At 60.8% G+C, this 15,337-nt stretch carries 12 protein-coding genes; 7 read left to right on the top strand and 5 right to left on the bottom strand.

The window, feature by feature from the left end; translation table 11 throughout:
* Nucleotides 1-16: 16 nt before the first annotated feature.
* From NUH88_RS15850 to NUH88_RS15835, 4 genes are read left to right on the top strand one after another with little or no spacing between them, the layout of a single operon-like run.
* Nucleotides 17-2,050 (top strand): TRAP transporter large permease subunit, encoded by a 2,034-nt coding sequence (locus tag NUH88_RS15850; RefSeq protein ID WP_257767371.1) that lies wholly within the window; start codon nucleotides 17-19, stop codon nucleotides 2,048-2,050.
* A 13-nt stretch (nucleotides 2,051-2,063) separates the two neighbouring features.
* On the top strand, nucleotides 2,064-2,201 hold the full coding sequence (locus tag NUH88_RS15845) for a hypothetical protein (protein ID WP_257767370.1): 138 nt from the start codon (nucleotides 2,064-2,066) through the stop codon (nucleotides 2,199-2,201).
* Between the two features lie 2 nt (nucleotides 2,202-2,203).
* Nucleotides 2,204-3,943 (top strand): L-arabinonate dehydratase, encoded by a 1,740-nt coding sequence (gene araD / locus NUH88_RS15840; protein ID WP_257767369.1) that lies wholly within the window; start codon nucleotides 2,204-2,206, stop codon nucleotides 3,941-3,943.
* Between the two features lie 16 nt (nucleotides 3,944-3,959).
* The gene (locus NUH88_RS15835; RefSeq protein WP_257767368.1) at nucleotides 3,960-4,685 is read left to right on the top strand and encodes a ribonuclease activity regulator RraA; all 726 of its coding nucleotides are present in this window, start codon (nucleotides 3,960-3,962) and stop codon (nucleotides 4,683-4,685) included.
* Between the two features lie 42 nt (nucleotides 4,686-4,727).
* Here NUH88_RS15835 and NUH88_RS15830 read toward each other — a convergent pair whose 3' ends face one another.
* Nucleotides 4,728-6,863 (bottom strand): ATP-binding protein, encoded by a 2,136-nt coding sequence (locus NUH88_RS15830; protein WP_257767367.1) that lies wholly within the window; start codon nucleotides 6,861-6,863, stop codon nucleotides 4,728-4,730.
* Between the two features lie 448 nt (nucleotides 6,864-7,311).
* Here NUH88_RS15830 and NUH88_RS15825 point away from each other — a divergent pair, with 448 nt between their 5' ends.
* The 3 genes from NUH88_RS15825 to NUH88_RS15815 are packed head-to-tail and all read left to right on the top strand — an operon-like array spanning nucleotide 7,312 to nucleotide 11,062.
* Nucleotides 7,312-9,894 (top strand): hybrid sensor histidine kinase/response regulator, encoded by a 2,583-nt coding sequence (locus tag NUH88_RS15825; RefSeq protein WP_257767366.1) that lies wholly within the window; start codon nucleotides 7,312-7,314, stop codon nucleotides 9,892-9,894.
* Nucleotides 9,891-10,262 (top strand): response regulator, encoded by a 372-nt coding sequence (locus NUH88_RS15820; protein WP_257767365.1) that lies wholly within the window; start codon nucleotides 9,891-9,893, stop codon nucleotides 10,260-10,262. Before NUH88_RS15825 ends, NUH88_RS15820 begins: the two co-directional genes overlap by 4 nt.
* 44 nt (nucleotides 10,263-10,306) lie before the next feature.
* Nucleotides 10,307-11,062 (top strand): putative bifunctional diguanylate cyclase/phosphodiesterase, encoded by a 756-nt coding sequence (locus tag NUH88_RS15815; protein ID WP_257772234.1) that lies wholly within the window; start codon nucleotides 10,307-10,309, stop codon nucleotides 11,060-11,062.
* 7 nt (nucleotides 11,063-11,069) lie between these two features.
* On the opposite strand, the gene phnE (NUH88_RS15810) is transcribed toward NUH88_RS15815, so the two are convergent.
* The 4 genes from phnE (NUH88_RS15810) to phnC form a co-directional block, all read right to left on the bottom strand.
* A complete protein-coding gene (gene phnE, locus NUH88_RS15810) occupies nucleotides 11,070-12,410 on the bottom strand; it encodes a phosphonate ABC transporter, permease protein PhnE (RefSeq protein ID WP_257767364.1) in 1,341 nt (446 codons plus the stop codon).
* 12 nt (nucleotides 12,411-12,422) lie between these two features.
* Nucleotides 12,423-13,262 carry a phosphonate ABC transporter, permease protein PhnE gene (gene phnE / locus NUH88_RS15805; RefSeq protein WP_257767363.1) on the bottom strand — a complete coding sequence of 280 codons (840 nt, stop codon included), beginning with the start codon at nucleotides 13,260-13,262 and terminating at the stop codon, nucleotides 12,423-12,425.
* Nucleotides 13,263-13,377: 115 nt separating this feature from the next.
* Nucleotides 13,378-14,295: a phosphonate ABC transporter substrate-binding protein gene (gene phnD / locus NUH88_RS15800; protein WP_257767362.1), complete on the bottom strand. Its 918-nt coding sequence runs from the start codon at nucleotides 14,293-14,295 to the stop codon at nucleotides 13,378-13,380.
* Between the two features lie 54 nt (nucleotides 14,296-14,349).
* Nucleotides 14,350-15,207, bottom strand: coding sequence for a phosphonate ABC transporter ATP-binding protein (gene phnC, locus NUH88_RS15795; protein WP_257767361.1), 858 nt, complete (start codon nucleotides 15,205-15,207; stop codon nucleotides 14,350-14,352).
* Between the last annotated feature and the right edge of the window lie 130 nt (nucleotides 15,208-15,337).

Raw genomic sequence — 15,337 nt, 5'->3', positions numbered from 1 at the left:
TGGAACTGGGCGCGCCATGACCGGATTCACGGAAACTATGGTTGGAGCGCCGGCCGGAGCGGCATTCGGACGATCAGTCGATCACGTAAGCCGTTTCCTTGGCCTGGCGGTCAGCAACCTCTACCTGCTCGCGGCTGCATGCACCCTCTGGGAAGTGATCGCGCGCTACATCTTCAACAGCCCCACGCAGTGGGTGTTCGAAGTCGTGATGGTGCTCTGCGCCTCGGCCTGGATGCTGTCTGCCGGGTTCGTCACCCTGCGCAAACGGCATATCGGCATCACCGTCTTCTACCTGATGGCCTCCGAGCGGGTGCGCTGGTGGCTCGACCTCTTCGCCATGGTGGTCGGCATATTCGCGCTCTACATGCTGGTCTCCGACACGCTGATCCGCGCCCTTGAGAGCATCGACCTTACCGAGCGGGGCGGCACCGCCTGGAACTCGCCGCTGCCGATGGTGCTGAAGACCGTTCTGGTAAGCGGCCTCTTCCTTTACCTCGTCCAGCTCCTGGTCAATCTCACGCGGCATTTCCGCACCAAGCCGCTGCAATTCGCCACGCTCGCCGTATTGACGCTGATCTGCCTCAGGCTGCTCGTCCAGATCTTCGGCCACTACGGCGGGGTCGAGAGCACCTGGTACATTCTTGAGGAATCCCTGGCTGAGCATGCCGGCACCGTTGTCGACCGCTTCCATGTCGACCGGGACGAGATCGGCATCGCGACGATCTCGCTCGCCATCGTCGCCGCGCTGCTCGTTCTCATGATGACCGGTATGCCGCTCGGCATCGTGACGCTGATCATCTCAGTGATGTGCGCGCTGATGTTCTACGGCACCACGGGCATGTACCTGGTCTCGACCAACGCGATGGACCTGCTGGAAAAGTACCCGCTGGTCGCGGTCCCGTTCTTCGTGCTGATGGCCTCGATCCTGGAACGGGCCGGGATAGCGCAGGACCTGTTCGACGCGATGTCGATCTTCGCCGGCGGCCTGCGCGGCGGCGTCGCCCTGCAGACCACCATCGTCGCGGTCATTCTCGCCGCCATGTCCGGCGTGATGGGCGGCGAGATCGTGATGCTCGGCCTCGTCGCGCTACCGCAGATGCTGCGGCTCGGCTACGACCGCAAGCTGACCATCGGCCTGATCTGCGCCTCCGGCGCGCTCGCCACCCTGATCCCGCCCTCGATCGTCATGATCGTCTACGGACTCAGCGCCAATGTCGGCATCGGCGACCTGTTCTCCGCGGGCTTCGTCCCGGGGCTCATGCTGGCCGCCTTCTACGTCACCTTCGTACTTCTGCGCTGTAACCTGAACCCGGCCCTGGCCCCGACGGCGGCGGAGATCGCGGAACGGACCGGGCAGGAGACCAAGCTCGGCAAGCACCAGATCTGGGCGGTCGCGCTCTGCATCATGCTCATCGTCTGCGTCATGGGCTCGATCTATGGCGGCATCACCAGTGTAACAGAGGCCGCCGCGGTCGGTGTCTTCGGCGCCATCGTGGTCGCGGCCGTGCGGTTCCAGTTCAACTACCCGCTGATCCGGGACTGCCTCGCCAACACCATGTCGGTGGTCGGCACAATCATCTGGCTGATCCTCGGCGCCGTCGCCTTCGTCGGGCTCTACAACCTGATCGGCGGCGCGGACTTCATGCGCGATCTGATCAAGGGCGCCGGTCTCGGCGCGCTGGGCACGATCTTCGTGATGATGGCGATCCTGGTCATTCTCGGCACTTTCATGGAGTGGATCGCGATCATTTTCATCACCGTGCCCGTCTTCGCCCCGGTGGTGAGGGACCTGGCGCCGGAACTCGGCATGGATCCGGAATGGGCCGCGGTCTGGTTCGGCATCCTGTTCGTGATGAACATCCAGATCTACTTCCTCAGCCCGCCCTTCGGCCCGGCCTGTTTCTGGCTGAAATCGGTCGCGCCGCGGGACGTCACGCTGCAGGAAATCTTCGTCAGCGTTATTCCCTTCATCGGCCTGCAGATCATCGGCATGCTGCTGGTCATGTTCTTCCCGCAGATCGCGCTCTGGATGCCGCAGCTGCTGAATTGATCGGAGACAGCCAATGTCGATGTATGACCAGCATGAAGACGACGAGAACGCCATCGCCGGTTCCTATGGCGCCTCGCCCACGGTGATCGGCGTTCTGATCGGGCTCGCCCTCATCGCCTTCATGTTCGCCCTAGCCGACGGATTTGCCTGACCATGAGTGACCACAAGAAGAAACCCGAGGACCTGCGCAGCCACCGCTGGTACGGCGTCCAGGACCTGCGCGCCTTCGGGCACCGCTCGCGCACCATGCAGATGGGCTACGACGCGGAGGACTGGACCGGCAAGCCGGTGATCGGGATCATCAATACCTGGTCGGACATCAACCAGTGCCATGTGCATTTCAAGGAGCGCGTCGCCGATGTGAAACGCGGCGTGCTTCAGGCGGGCGGCTTTCCGATCGAACTGCCGGCGATCTCGCTCTCCGAGCCGCTGGTGAAGCCAACCACCATGCTCTACCGCAACCTGCTCGCCATCGAGACCGAGGAGCTGATCCGCTCGCACCCCGTGGACGCCGTCGTCCTCATGGGCGGCTGCGACAAGACCACGCCGGGCCTGCTGATGGGCGCGATCTCGATGGATCTGCCGACGATCTTCTTCCCGGCCGGCCCGATGCTGCGCGGCAACTGGAAGGGCGTGAAGCTCGGCAGCGGGTCCGATACCTGGAAATACTACGACGACCTCAGGGCCGGAAAGATCACCCAGCAGGACTGGAACGAGGTCGAGGAAGGCATCGCGCGCTCCTTCGGCCACTGCATGACCATGGGCACGGCGAGCACAATGACTTCGATCGCCGAGGCGCTCGGCTTCGTCCTACCGGGCGGCGCCTCGATCCCGGCCCCCGATTCCAACCATATCCGGCTCGCCGCCCAGTGCGGCCGGCGGATCGTAGAGATGGCCTGGGAGGATCTGAAGCCGAGCGACATCCTGACCCGCGATTCCTTCGAGAACTGTATCGCGGCCGCCATGGCCATGGGCTGCTCGACCAACGCCATCATCCATGTGGTGGCGATGGGCCGGCGGGCCGGCTTCGATATCGGGCTGGAGGATTTCGACCGGATCGGCCGCGACGTGCCAGTCGTCGCCAATATCCGGCCGAACGGCGATACCTACCTGATGGAGGATTTCTATTACGCGGGCGGTCTGAAGGCGATGCTCAAGACCATCGAGCCGCACCTGAAGAGCGACGCGCTGACCGTTACCGGCAGGAGTATCGGCGAAAACATCGCGAGCGCGCAGGTCTATGACAGCGACGTCATCCGCCCGCTCGACAATCCGATCTACGAGAGCGGCGCCCTCGTCGTGCTGAAAGGCAATCTCGCGCCCGACGGCTGCGTGATGAAGGTCTCGGCCATGGACAGCCGGTTCCTGAAACATACCGGCCCGGCATTGGTGTTCGACGACTACCCCGCGATGAAAGCCGCCATTGCCGACGAGAACCTGGACGCGACGGAGGACACGGTCCTGATCTTGCGCAATGCCGGGCCGAAAGGCGGGCCGGGCATGCCGGAATGGGGCATGCTGCCGGTCCCGACCAAGTTGGTGAAACAGGGCGTGCGCGACATGCTGCGCATGTCGGACGCGCGCATGAGCGGCACCAGCTACGGCGCCTGCATCCTGCATGTCGCGCCGGAGGCCTATATCGGCGGACCGCTCGCGCTGGTGCAGACGGGCGACATGATCACCGTCGATGTCGAGAAACGCCTGATCCAGATGGAAGTCGACGACGCGGAACTGGAACGGCGCCGGGCGGCGTGGAAGCCCCTCGCGCCGCGCTACGAGCGCGGCTACGGCTGGATGTTCTCCCAGCACATCCTGCAGGCCGATTCCGGCTGCGACTTCGACTACCTCGAAACCGATTTCGGCGCCCCCGTCGACGAACCCGCCATCTTCTGATCCCGGAGCACAGAGCATGTCCAACAAGAGCCTCAGCGCCGAAACGCGCGAGAAACTGATGAAAGTGAGCACGGCGACGATCTGCACCGCGCTCTTCAAGGTCGGGCTGAAGAACCAGTTCATCCAGGACGTGCTGCCGCTCGGTTTCACGGGGCGGAACATGGTCGGGCAGGCCTACACTCTGCGCTACATCCCGGCACGAGAGGATCTGAACCCGATCTCGGTCTTCCAGGACCCGGCCCACCCGCAGCGTGTCGGCGTCGAGGAATGCCCCGAGGGTTATGTAATGGTCATCGACAGCCGGAAGGACCCGCGGGCAGCCTCCGCGGGCTCCATCCTCGTCACACGGCTGATGAAACGGGGCTGCGCCGGCATCGTAACGGACGGCGGCTTCCGGGACGCACCCGAGATCGCCGGGCTGGACATGCCCGCCTACCACAACCGCCCCTCGGCTCCGACCAATCTCACCCGGCACCAGGCGATCGAACTGAACGGCCCGATCGGCTGCGGCGACGTTGCGGTGTTTCCCGGAGACGTGATGGTCGGCGACGGCGAGGGTGTTGTCGTGATCCCTTTGCATCTCGCCGACGCGATCGCCGCCGAAGCGACCGAGATGACGGCCTTCGAGGATTTCGTCACCGAGCGCGTCTTCGAGGGAGAGGCTGTGATCGGGCTCTATCCGGCCACGACCGAAAAGGCGAAGGCGGATTTCACCGCCTGGCGCGCAAAAACCGGGCGTTAGGCCTCCTTCACCGCCCCCTCACCCAAACGAAGCAGCGGCCAATCATACGAAGCCGCTTGACGAGCTGGATTGAGTCGGAATGGATCGGAGCTGGCGCAAGAGGATGTCTCTCGTCGCCGGCTTGAAAATCGTTCCAGCCCAATCGATACCCGACTGATCGAGCTTGCTTCGGCAAGTCACATCGGCCGTCCAGGCGATGATCGGCAGCCGTTCGCGACCGGGAATATCGCGGATTGCGCGTGCTGCGGAAATCCCGTCCATGCCCGGCATGTTGATATCCATCAAGACGACGTCGGGGCAGCGCACTCTGGCCCAGTGGATCGCCTGCTCACCGGACCGGGCCTTGTGCGCCTCGCACCTGAGCTCCTTTAGATAGCATTCCGTGACAGCAAGGTTCGACTCCACGTCATCGACGATCAGGACGGACAATCCAAGACTGGCTCCGTCCTTTCGGTTCGCGGACTCCTTGAGACTTTCGAAAGACGTGTATAGATGACTCACGTCGGTGAGCCGTAAAGTGAACTCAAAGCGGCTTCCCGCCCCGTATCTGCTGTCCACCGTGATGTCGCCGCCCATGATCCGCGCGAGCCGCCGCGAGATCGGCAAACCAAGCCCGGAACCGCCATACTGCCGGGTGATCGACGCATCCGCTTGTGAGAAGGGTGCAAAAACGGCATCGGCCTTAGCTTCCGGAATACCGATGCCATTGTCCTCGACAACAATTTCGATCATGGAATAGCCGTCCGCTTCGGGATGCACCGATACTGTCATCGAGACCTCTCCACCCGGCGCAAACTTGATGGCGTTGTCGACAAGATTGCAGACGATCTGCTTGAAGCGTCCCTCGTCCCCCACCAACACGCACCGTGTCTCGGGCGCATGAACGGTCAGCGTTACCTGCTGTTCCCTCGCTTTCATCTCGAAAGTCGCTTGGATCGCCTCTATCTGGTCATTGAGGACAAAAGGCTCCTCAACTATCTCAAGCCGGCCGGACTCGATTTTCGAGAAATCCAGAAGATCGTTAATGAGACGCAGCAGGTTCCGGCCCGATATACCAATATGACCCGCATAGCCTCGAACCGTTCCATGTGCATCGCCGACCTCGAGTTTGGATTCAATAAGCTCGGCAAATCCAATCACCGCATTCAGCGGCGTCCTGAGTTCATGGCTCATATTGGCCAGGAACTGGGATTTGGATTCGACCGCGGCCTCGGCCCGTTCCTTTTCAGTTCGGAGTTCTGAGGTTCTTTGCTGCACCCTCGCTTCGAGCAGGTCCCTTTGCCCGCGCAGTCGATCAAAAGCCCTTTGGCGTTCCGACAAGGCCCAAACAAGCCCGAACGCCATCACGCAAAGCAAGGCAAACAGAGCGTACACAATCTTAGAGAGAAAATACTCGCTTTCGGTCACATAGATCACCCTCTCGCCGCGCCAGCGGGATAGGATTTGGTCCATGGTGCCGTTCGCACGCAGGCGGTCCAACCCGTCGTTGACCGCAGCGAGAAGTTCGGGCAAATCGCGCCTTACGGCGATGTGCGATTCGAGTGTCTCTACCGGAGGGTCGACGACAGTGACGCCGGAGATCTTTTCCTCCGCGAGAATGAACTCGCCGACCCAGCGGTCGACGAGCACGGCATCCAACTCTCCCCGCTGTACCCTCCGGAAACCTTCTGCCCAAGAGTCAATTCTATCGACAAAGATCTGTGGATGACGCGCCAGTATCGAACGGGGGAATCCGCCGGCTTCGGCACCAACTGTTTTTCCGTACAATGAGGGTAGATCTCGAATGTCGGACCGGTCATGCCGCCGGAAGATCGTGAATTCCGATGTCACAAGTGGCTTGGAAAAAAGGAGAAACTCTTCACGCTCAGCGTTTTTGTTGAGCTGGACGAGGCCCTGCGCTTCTCCTTCCTTGACCCTATCCTGGGCGCGACTCCAATCGTCAGTGTCGAACGCGAGTGGCTCCGCACTGATCCCGGCGAGCTCTCGCATGACATCGACGACGAGGCCACGCGCCTCTCCGTTCACATGATAAATCAATGGTGGAATGCTGTGATTGCCGAGAAAAAGCGGCTTGCGTGCTTGGGTGTCCGCTGCAAGGACACAGGTGCTCGAAATAGCAAACAGGAAGCATGCCGCGACGAACCTGCAGAATGATCGTCTACCCGTCGGTGACCTCATCAACTCACGCTCCCTTAATGGCGCCGAAACGACACGCCTCACCAAGGCGTGACGCCCTATTCAAAAGTCGTCCCCAATTTGAGAGAGCCGCATATGCTCCGCCCCAACCGCAGAGCACTAAACAGATGCATCTAAAACTTGTTTTCCTAACAAAAAATTAATCTCAATCAGAAAACTGCATCATATGGCGACACAATTTTTCCAAAAAAAATCTTCTTGGCCTCTCCGAGTTTCCAAATGTCAGATCGATGCCTAAAGGCTTGGTCCAGCGAAAAAAACTATCGGTCCCATCTATCAAATTTGGTTATTGAGCAGGTCAATTCATCTGAGCGGAACTACAATTATACATTATAATTTTATCAAAATATTCTCCAAATTAAATCTATTTTAACTAACTCAGGCCAAATCTTTAGGAGACAAGTCAGCCCTCTGAGAAGGATCGTTCCGAATGAGCCCCAAGGTTGGCATCGTAGGTCGGATCGTCCTTGCGCTTCTCGCAGTCGGCGGCGTCTCGACCGGCTCCAGCATTTACCTGTTGCACGAGACGCATCTCCAGCGGGAACGAGACCACTTGCAGGACGAAGTCCGCATTGTCTCCAACCTGATCGCCTCCGTCGCGGCATTCGACCGGAAGTTCAGTGCAAGTGACCATCCGGATGGCGCGTTGGCCGCAACGCTGGACCAGACGCGAGAGGCCTTTGACTCCCAAGACGGACTGAGCGCGGCGGGAGAGCTCATTCTCTTCCGCAGGGCCTCCGGCGACCGCTTTGTAGCAATCGTCCACCAGAACATAGACGGGCGCAGAGAAGCGCGCGAACACGACGAAGAGGTCTTCCTTGGGACGCCATATGGAGAGGCCCTTGCAAAGGGCTTTCAAGGCGCAACCGGAACAGCGCGTTTCCAAAGCAGAATCGGCGAAGACATTCTGATCGCTTACGCGCCGGTCAAGGGTACGGATCTCCTGACCGTTGCGGAGGTCCGCGTCTCGGACGTCAATGCGCCTTTCATCCAGACCATCTTGATAGTGATATTGATCGCGACCGTTGTCGGCTTGCTCGGAACGGTCGTTGCACGGAGAGAAGCCGTGAACGTGGTCGATGCGCTAGATTCCGAGCGGAAGAAGCTGAAGGACTTCGCGGATTCCGCTTCCGACTGGCTCTGGGTCCAGGACGAGAACTTTCGGTATGTCAGCGTCGACGACAGCGCGAGGCCGCACACCCAGCTGCGCGTGGAGCAGGTCCTTGGCATGCGACGCGAGGACTCCGCCGACGAAAGCACAAGCACCGAGAAATGGCTACAGCTCCGGGAAAAGCTTAAAAACCGCGAGCCGTTCAAGAACTTCGTATACAGGGCCCGGTCAAAAGATGGAGAACGGGTAGCCCTCTCGGCGAGCGGCGTTCCAGTCTTCGACAATAGTGGCCGGTTCCGGGGATATCGAGGGACCGCGACGGATGTGACCGAGCGCCTCGACAGAGCTCAAAAACTGGCCGATGCGGAGGAACGAACCCGGGTCGCCTTCGATAGCATGACCGTCGGTGTCATCGAAATCTCCCGCCATGGCGGCATCGAGGCCTTCAACCCGAAGGCCGAGCAAATGTTCGGATATCGTGCCGAGGAAGTTTTGGGCAAGAACGTCTCGATGTTGATGCCGCAACGGTATGCACGCGACCATGACGGATTTATCAAGCACTTTGTCGAGACCGGCGAAAAGAAGATCATCGGCACCGGACGCGAAGTCAGCGGGCTGACCAAGAACGGAGACGAAATCCCGATCCATCTCGGCGTCGCGGAAATGAATGTCGGAAACGAGCAGCGTTTCATCGGCTCCCTGACGGACCTGAGCACCCAGAAAAGCCTCGAAACCATGCTGCGCCGGTCCACCAAGCTCGATGCCATCGGGCAGCTTTCCGGCGGTATCGCACATGACTTCAATAACCTGCTCGGCATCGTCCTCGGCAATCTCGAACTGATTCAGAGAAAACTCGAGCCGGACAGCCGCCTCTTCCAGCAGGTCGAAAAGGCCATCGGCGCCGCAAAGCGCGGCGCGGGGCTCACCCGCAAGCTGCTGGACTTCTCGCGCCAGGCACCGGAAGCCCAGCAGCTCGACATCGTCGATACGACCGAAATCATCTCTGGCCTGGAGGATCTGATCGGTCGCTCCCTCAGCGCGAATATCGAAGTCAAAACGGACCTCACGGAAGACGCCCCGCCAGTCGAATGCGACCGCTCCGACCTCGAAGACGCCATCATCAACCTCGTCATGAACGCGAAGGACGCAATGCCAAAGGGCGGTCGCATAAGAATTGCGAATTCCGCGCGAACCGTTGAGCCGGGTGAAAGGCTGGCTTTGGCCGGGCTCGCCCCCGGACAATATACCCAAATCGACATCTCGGACTCCGGAAGCGGAATGTCCAGGGAGACACTCGACCAAATATTCGATCCGTTCTTCACCACAAAGCCCGCCGGAAAAGGCACCGGGCTCGGCCTGCCAATGGTCTACGCCTTCGCAAAGCGCTCCGGCGGTCACATCCTCGCTTATTCGGAGCAAGGCACCGGCTCCAGCTTTAAGCTGTACCTCCCGTCTCATACGGGCACAGGAACCGGCTCGCGGATCGGAGACCGTGCCGACGACACAGAAACAATTCGGGGAGGCACGGAGACAATCCTGGTCGTCGACGACGAAGAGGGCCTGCTGGATATCGCCAGGAGCGTTCTCGAAGAACGCGGCTATTCGGTCCGGACCGCCGTCTCACCGGCAGCGGCCCTTGAGATTCTCAATGGGGACGGTGAAATCGACCTTATCTTCTCCGACTTCATCATGGCCGGGGAAATGAACGGCATCGAGCTGATCGAAAAGGCCGCCGAAATCCGGCCACGGGTGAAAAAGCTGCTGACCTCGGGCTTCACCGGCCATGCCTTCAATCCCGAAGAGGCGCAGCACTGGGCAGCCAAGCTGATTGCCAAACCCTATTCGAACCGCACCCTCGCGACAGCGGTCAGAGCCGCCCTTGACGAGGAAATCTCGTCATGACGCTCAAAATTCTGGTGGTCGACGATGAACCCGACTTCGCGGCATTCGTCGCGGACGCGGTCGAGGAACTTGGACACGCCCCGGAACTCGCGACGACACCGAAGGAGTTTGCCTCCGCCTATTCGAACGAGACGGACGTGATCTTTCTCGACCTTTTCATGCCGGACATGGACGGCATCGAAGTATTGAGATTCCTTTCCGAAAACGGCTCGAGAAGCTCGGTCGTGCTGATGAGCGGTGGAGACGAGGCCTTACTGAAAGCCGGTCGAGAGATCGCGCAGGAGCGCGGCATTTCTGTGCTTGGTGTCCTGCACAAACCCATCCAGCTGGATTCGATTTCGGACGTTCTCGCAAACAAGGCACCGTAGCGCGTGCAAGCCGGCAACCCGTCTCTGCACACAGCGCCGACGAGATCAGACGCGGGCTGGAAGAGGATGAATTCGTGCTGTTCTATCAACCGCAGATTTCCCTTGCGGATGAAACGCCGTCCGGCGTCGAGGCACTTCTCCGCTGGAATCATCCACAACACGGACTTGTAAACCCCGCCAACTTCATCCCGCAGGCGGAACAGTCCAACCTGATCGGCCCACTGACCGAGTACGTGATATCCCAAGCGTGCGGAGATCTGTCAGAATTGAGGGAGAATGGATTTTCGCCCCGTATGTCTATCAATCTTTCCGCCGCATCGATCTACGATCTGGAACTTCCGGAAAAGCTCTATAATTTTTTCGGAAGGCACCGTATCGAGCCTGGCCATGTCGCCCTGGAACTCACGGAAACAGCCGTCATGGCGGATGCCGCAGCGTCGATCGACATCCTGACACGGCTGCGAATGAAAGGTTTTCATCTCTCGATCGATGATTTTGGCATCGGCTACTCCTCGATGGAGCAACTGGTGCGGATCCCGTTCTCCGAATTGAAGCTCGACCAGAAGTTCGTCAGGGGTCTGCTGAAATATCCCGAATGCCGATCGGTGACCGAAGTTACGATTGCCTTGGCGCACAAGCTCGGCCTAACGGTGGTTGCCGAGGGCATCGAGGACGATGCGACCCTCGACGAGGTCCGGAACCTTGGCTGCGAAGAAGGTCAGGGCTTTGTTATCGGACGCCCAATGCCGCTGGAGCAGATCACGGGCTGGCTCACAGAGCGAAACGCCGCTGCCCACTGATCAGCACTCAGCGCTTCTCCCCGCCAGCGATCAGCTTCCTCCGGAGCCAGCTTGATGAACTGTCCATGATGAACACCATCACAATGATCAGACCGATAATATAGAAGGTGTTCTCCCAATCCCGCTGGGTCCGCATTGTCTCTACCAAGACAAGCCCGATACCGCCGGCGCCGAGCGCGCCGATCACCGTCGCGGAGCGGGTGTTTGACTCAACGTAGTAGAGAAACTGCGAGGTGAAGACCGGCAGGATCTGCGGAATGACTCCGAAACGGTAACGCTGCCAGCGGTTGGCGCCGGTGGATTCGACGCCTTCGACCTGCTTGCGATCAATATTCTCCAGCGCCTCCGAGAACAGTTTGCCGAGCGAGCCGGTATCGGTGAAGGCGATGGCAAGCGAGCCGGTCAGCGGGCCGAGCCCGAAGGCCCGGATGAAGATCAGCGACCAGATCAGCATGTCGATGCCGCGCACGAAATCGAAGATCCGCCGCACGACGAAACGCAAGGTGCCGTTCGGGTTGAAGTTCGAAGCGGCGACGAAGGCGAGCGGGAGGCCGCAGGCGGCTGCCGTGACGGTGCCGAGTACGGCCATCAGGATGGTCTCGAACAGAGCGACGGCCACAATACCGTGCTGCCATTCCGGGTTGCCCCAGAAGCTTGAGAGAATGAACCGCCAGTTCGGCATGTCCGCATCCAGGCGCTCGGGAGAGCCGGCAATCTCCAGCAGCTCACCGAACGATTTTCCGTGCAGCACCGAGGTGAAGGGGAACCAGAAATTCTCCCAGCCATAGTCGAACTTGTGGATCTCGATCTTCGCCCGGGACATCTGCACCCGGCGGGAGAAGGTCGGGCGGGCGTCGAGCTTCACATCCCGCGCCTTCAGCCAGTCCGGCACCGGACCCTCGGGGAGCTCGGTCACGATCTTCTTGCCGACGAGTTCCGAGCGGATCGTGCCGTAGCCCGGCACTTCGAATGCGAGGCTCTTGTCCTCCACCCGGACGACATAGCCGTCGCCGAGATCGACGGAGAACTTGTCGGCATCGCCCCGCACCCAGTCCGGCAGGTCCTTGTAGGTCGCGTGGCGCTCGCCCTCGATCGCGACCTCGAAATCGCCGCGCCGGAGATTCTTCGTCACATGGGTCTTGTAGGCGACCGAGTCGGAGATCAGCAACGCCCCCTTGGAGAGCTGCGCACGCTCCAGCAGCGCCGTAATGTCGAAGGCGTTCCAGGCGTAGATCAGGTAAAGCGCCACCCCCACCAACAACAGCATGGGTACGGTAGATGCCTTCCTGACGGAAACACGGACGGTCTCGGCCATAAGGGCGGTGCTTTGCTCTGTTGCGGCGACCATGTGTCCCTCCGCTTAGCTGAAATTCTCGGCGCCGACGAAGTGGCGGCGGAGATAGGAGGACAACTGGTCGATCGCGACGATCGACAGGAACAGCATCAGGAAAAGCGCAGCGACCTCGGAGCCGGCCCCCCATCCGATCGCACGGCTGAGCTCGGTGCCGATACCGCCGGCGCCGACGAAACCAAGAATTGCGGAGGCTCGCACGTTGATTTCGAAGCGCAGGAGGAAATAGCTGCTGTAGTTCGGCAGCACCTGCGGAATGACCCCGAAGCGGACCCGCTGCAGCCAGTTGCTGCCGGTCGCCTTCAGCCCCTCGAGCGGCTTCACGTCGATATTCTCGTTCACTTCGGAGAACAGCTTGCCGAGCGCTCCCGAGGTATGAAAGGCGACGGCTATGGCGGCCGGAACCGGGCTGGCGCCGAGCACGAAGATCAGGAAAAGAGCAATGATCAGCTCCGGAAAGGCGCGCATGATGTCCATGATACGGCGCACGACCGGGATGATCGCTGCCGGGACCTCAAGGTTCCGGCTCGAGGCGAGAGACAGGACGGTGGCGAAGACCGCCCCGATGATGGTCGCAACGGCCGCAATATTGATGGTCTCGATCAGGGCAGGCAGAAACTTTGGAAACAGAGACCAGAATTCCCAGCCTTGATCCCAAGCCTGCATCACAATCTGCGACGGATAGTCGAAGAATTTCAGCAGCCCCTGAAGGAATCCGCCGGAATTCAGCGCTGATGCTTCGCGATAACCCGCGGCCACGACGGCGATCAGAAGCACCACCGAGAGCCCGGTATAGAGCCGGCGGCGGCCTTCGAGCGCGAGCAAGTCCTGGCGCATCACATCGACCATAGGGAATATCCTGCTTGAGAAACGGAGCGGAGACCTTGTCCCCGGGATCCGGTCGGGACCGCGCTCAAAGGCGCGGTCCCGAACCGTATCGTTTGAGGAAACGCCTGCGCGTTCCTTACTTCATCTTACGCTTGCGCGCTTCGATGATGACTTCATAGGTCTCGTGGGAAACCGGGGCCATGCCCTTGATTTCACCGGCCATGAAGCTGTAGGCGCATTCCGGATCGAGCGAAGCGAGGCCGGCGATCAGGCCGGTAACCTTCAGCTTGACGTCGGACGGCAGGTCCTTGCGGAGCACGACCGGGCCTTCCGGAATGACCTTGGACTTCCAGATCTGCACCAGCTGGGTCATGTCGACGAGACCGGCGTCGGCGGCCTTGCGCAGCGCGCCGCTGTTGTAGCCTTCTTCCCACTCGCCGAGGCCGTCGGCCCAGGTCACGCCGGCGTCGATGTCGCCGTTGGCAACCGCGACGATGGTCTGCTCGTGACCGCCGGTGAAAACGACCTCACCGAAATAGTCGCCGCTTTCCATCGGGAAGCCGGCCGCCGGGATTTCAATGGACGGGATCAGGTAGCCGGAGGTGGAGTTCGGATCGCCGAAGCCGAACTTCTTGCCCTTCATGTCGTCGAGCGACTTGATGTTGCTGTCGACGCGGGCGAAACCGATGGAATGATACCCCATGGAACCGTCGGCATTGATCTTGACCAGGACCGGCTCGACCGCTTCCGGATCGGTGATGTAGGTCTTGGCGTAGCCCGAAGCACCGAGCCAGGCCATATCGAGGTTACGGCCGATCAGGCCTTCGATGACGCCGTTATAGTCGGCCGGCGCGAAGATCTTCGTCGGAACGCCGAGCAGCGCCTCGACCTTGGAACGCACGCACTCGTTGGAGCGCAGACGGTCGGACTGGTTTTCACCGCCGAGCACGCCGATGCGGAACTCGGAGATCTTGTCTTCAGCATGGACGTCGGCAGCGCCGAACGCCGTCATGGCGACGGCAGCCGCCATCGCGAAATTGCGAACGAACTTCATCCCTAATAACTCCCTAGGTTGCATTTGCCGCACGGACTCAGCTCTCGGCCGGGATCACGCCGTGGCGGCATTCGCCTCAGCAACCTGGGCCCCCTGGCCCGCCGCTGAGGGATTGGATCTGGCGCGCACCGGCGCGCCGCTGGAAATGCTGGTCGAGGTCACAGACTCGTTGAGGCCCTCTTCGGCGCCGTAGATCTCGCGCGCGGCCTCCGGCGTCAGCGCGTCCGCCGGGCCGTCGAACACGACCTTGCCCTGCGCCATGCCGATGACCCGGTCGCAATAGGCGCGCGCCGTGTCGAGTGTATGCAGGTTGCACATCACGGTGATGCCGTCGCGGTCGTGGATTTCCCGGAGCGAGCCCATCACCACCTCGGCGCTCAGCGGATCCAGCGAGGCGATCGGCTCATCGGCGAGGATGATTTTCGGCTCCTGCATCAGACCGCGCGCGATGGCGACGCGCTGCTGCTGTCCGCCGGAAAGGGTTTCCACCCGCTGTAGCGCCCGCTCGGCAAGACCGAGCCGGTCGAGTGCCGCAAGCGCATCGTCGATATCGCGCTGCGAGAAGATCTTGAACATGGACCGCAGCGTGCCGTGCTGGTTCAGCCGGCCGAGCATCACATTGGTGACGACGTCGAGGCGCGGAACCAGATTGAACTGCTGGAAGATCATCGCGCAGTCCTTCTGCCAACGCCGCTTGGCATTGCCTTTCAGACTGAGCACGTCCGTTCCCTCGACCAGGATCTGCCCCGAGGTCGCGGGTGTCAGACGGTTGAAGAGACGGAGGAAGGTCGACTTGCCCGCGCCGGACCGTCCGATCACTCCGATCATCTGCGGCTTGTCGACCGTGAAGGTCACGGAATCGACCGCGACCATGTTTCCGAAGGCTTTGGTAACGTTTTTGAACTCGATCATGCCCACTCCTGAATCTCGCGCCGTGCGGGGCTTTGCTGAAGCCCTCCGGGGCCGCCCCCGTGAGAGGCCGGAATTTCGGACAAACGGCAGGGAAAGATCACACCGCGCGAGAACCGACTTCGGCGTTGGT

The sequence above is a fragment of the Nisaea acidiphila genome, from assembly GCF_024662015.1.
GTDB classification, from domain to species: domain Bacteria; phylum Pseudomonadota; class Alphaproteobacteria; order Thalassobaculales; family Thalassobaculaceae; genus Nisaea; species Nisaea acidiphila.
The sequence above is the reverse complement of the archived record's forward strand: the minus strand, read 5'-3'. Positions and strand labels throughout refer to the sequence as shown.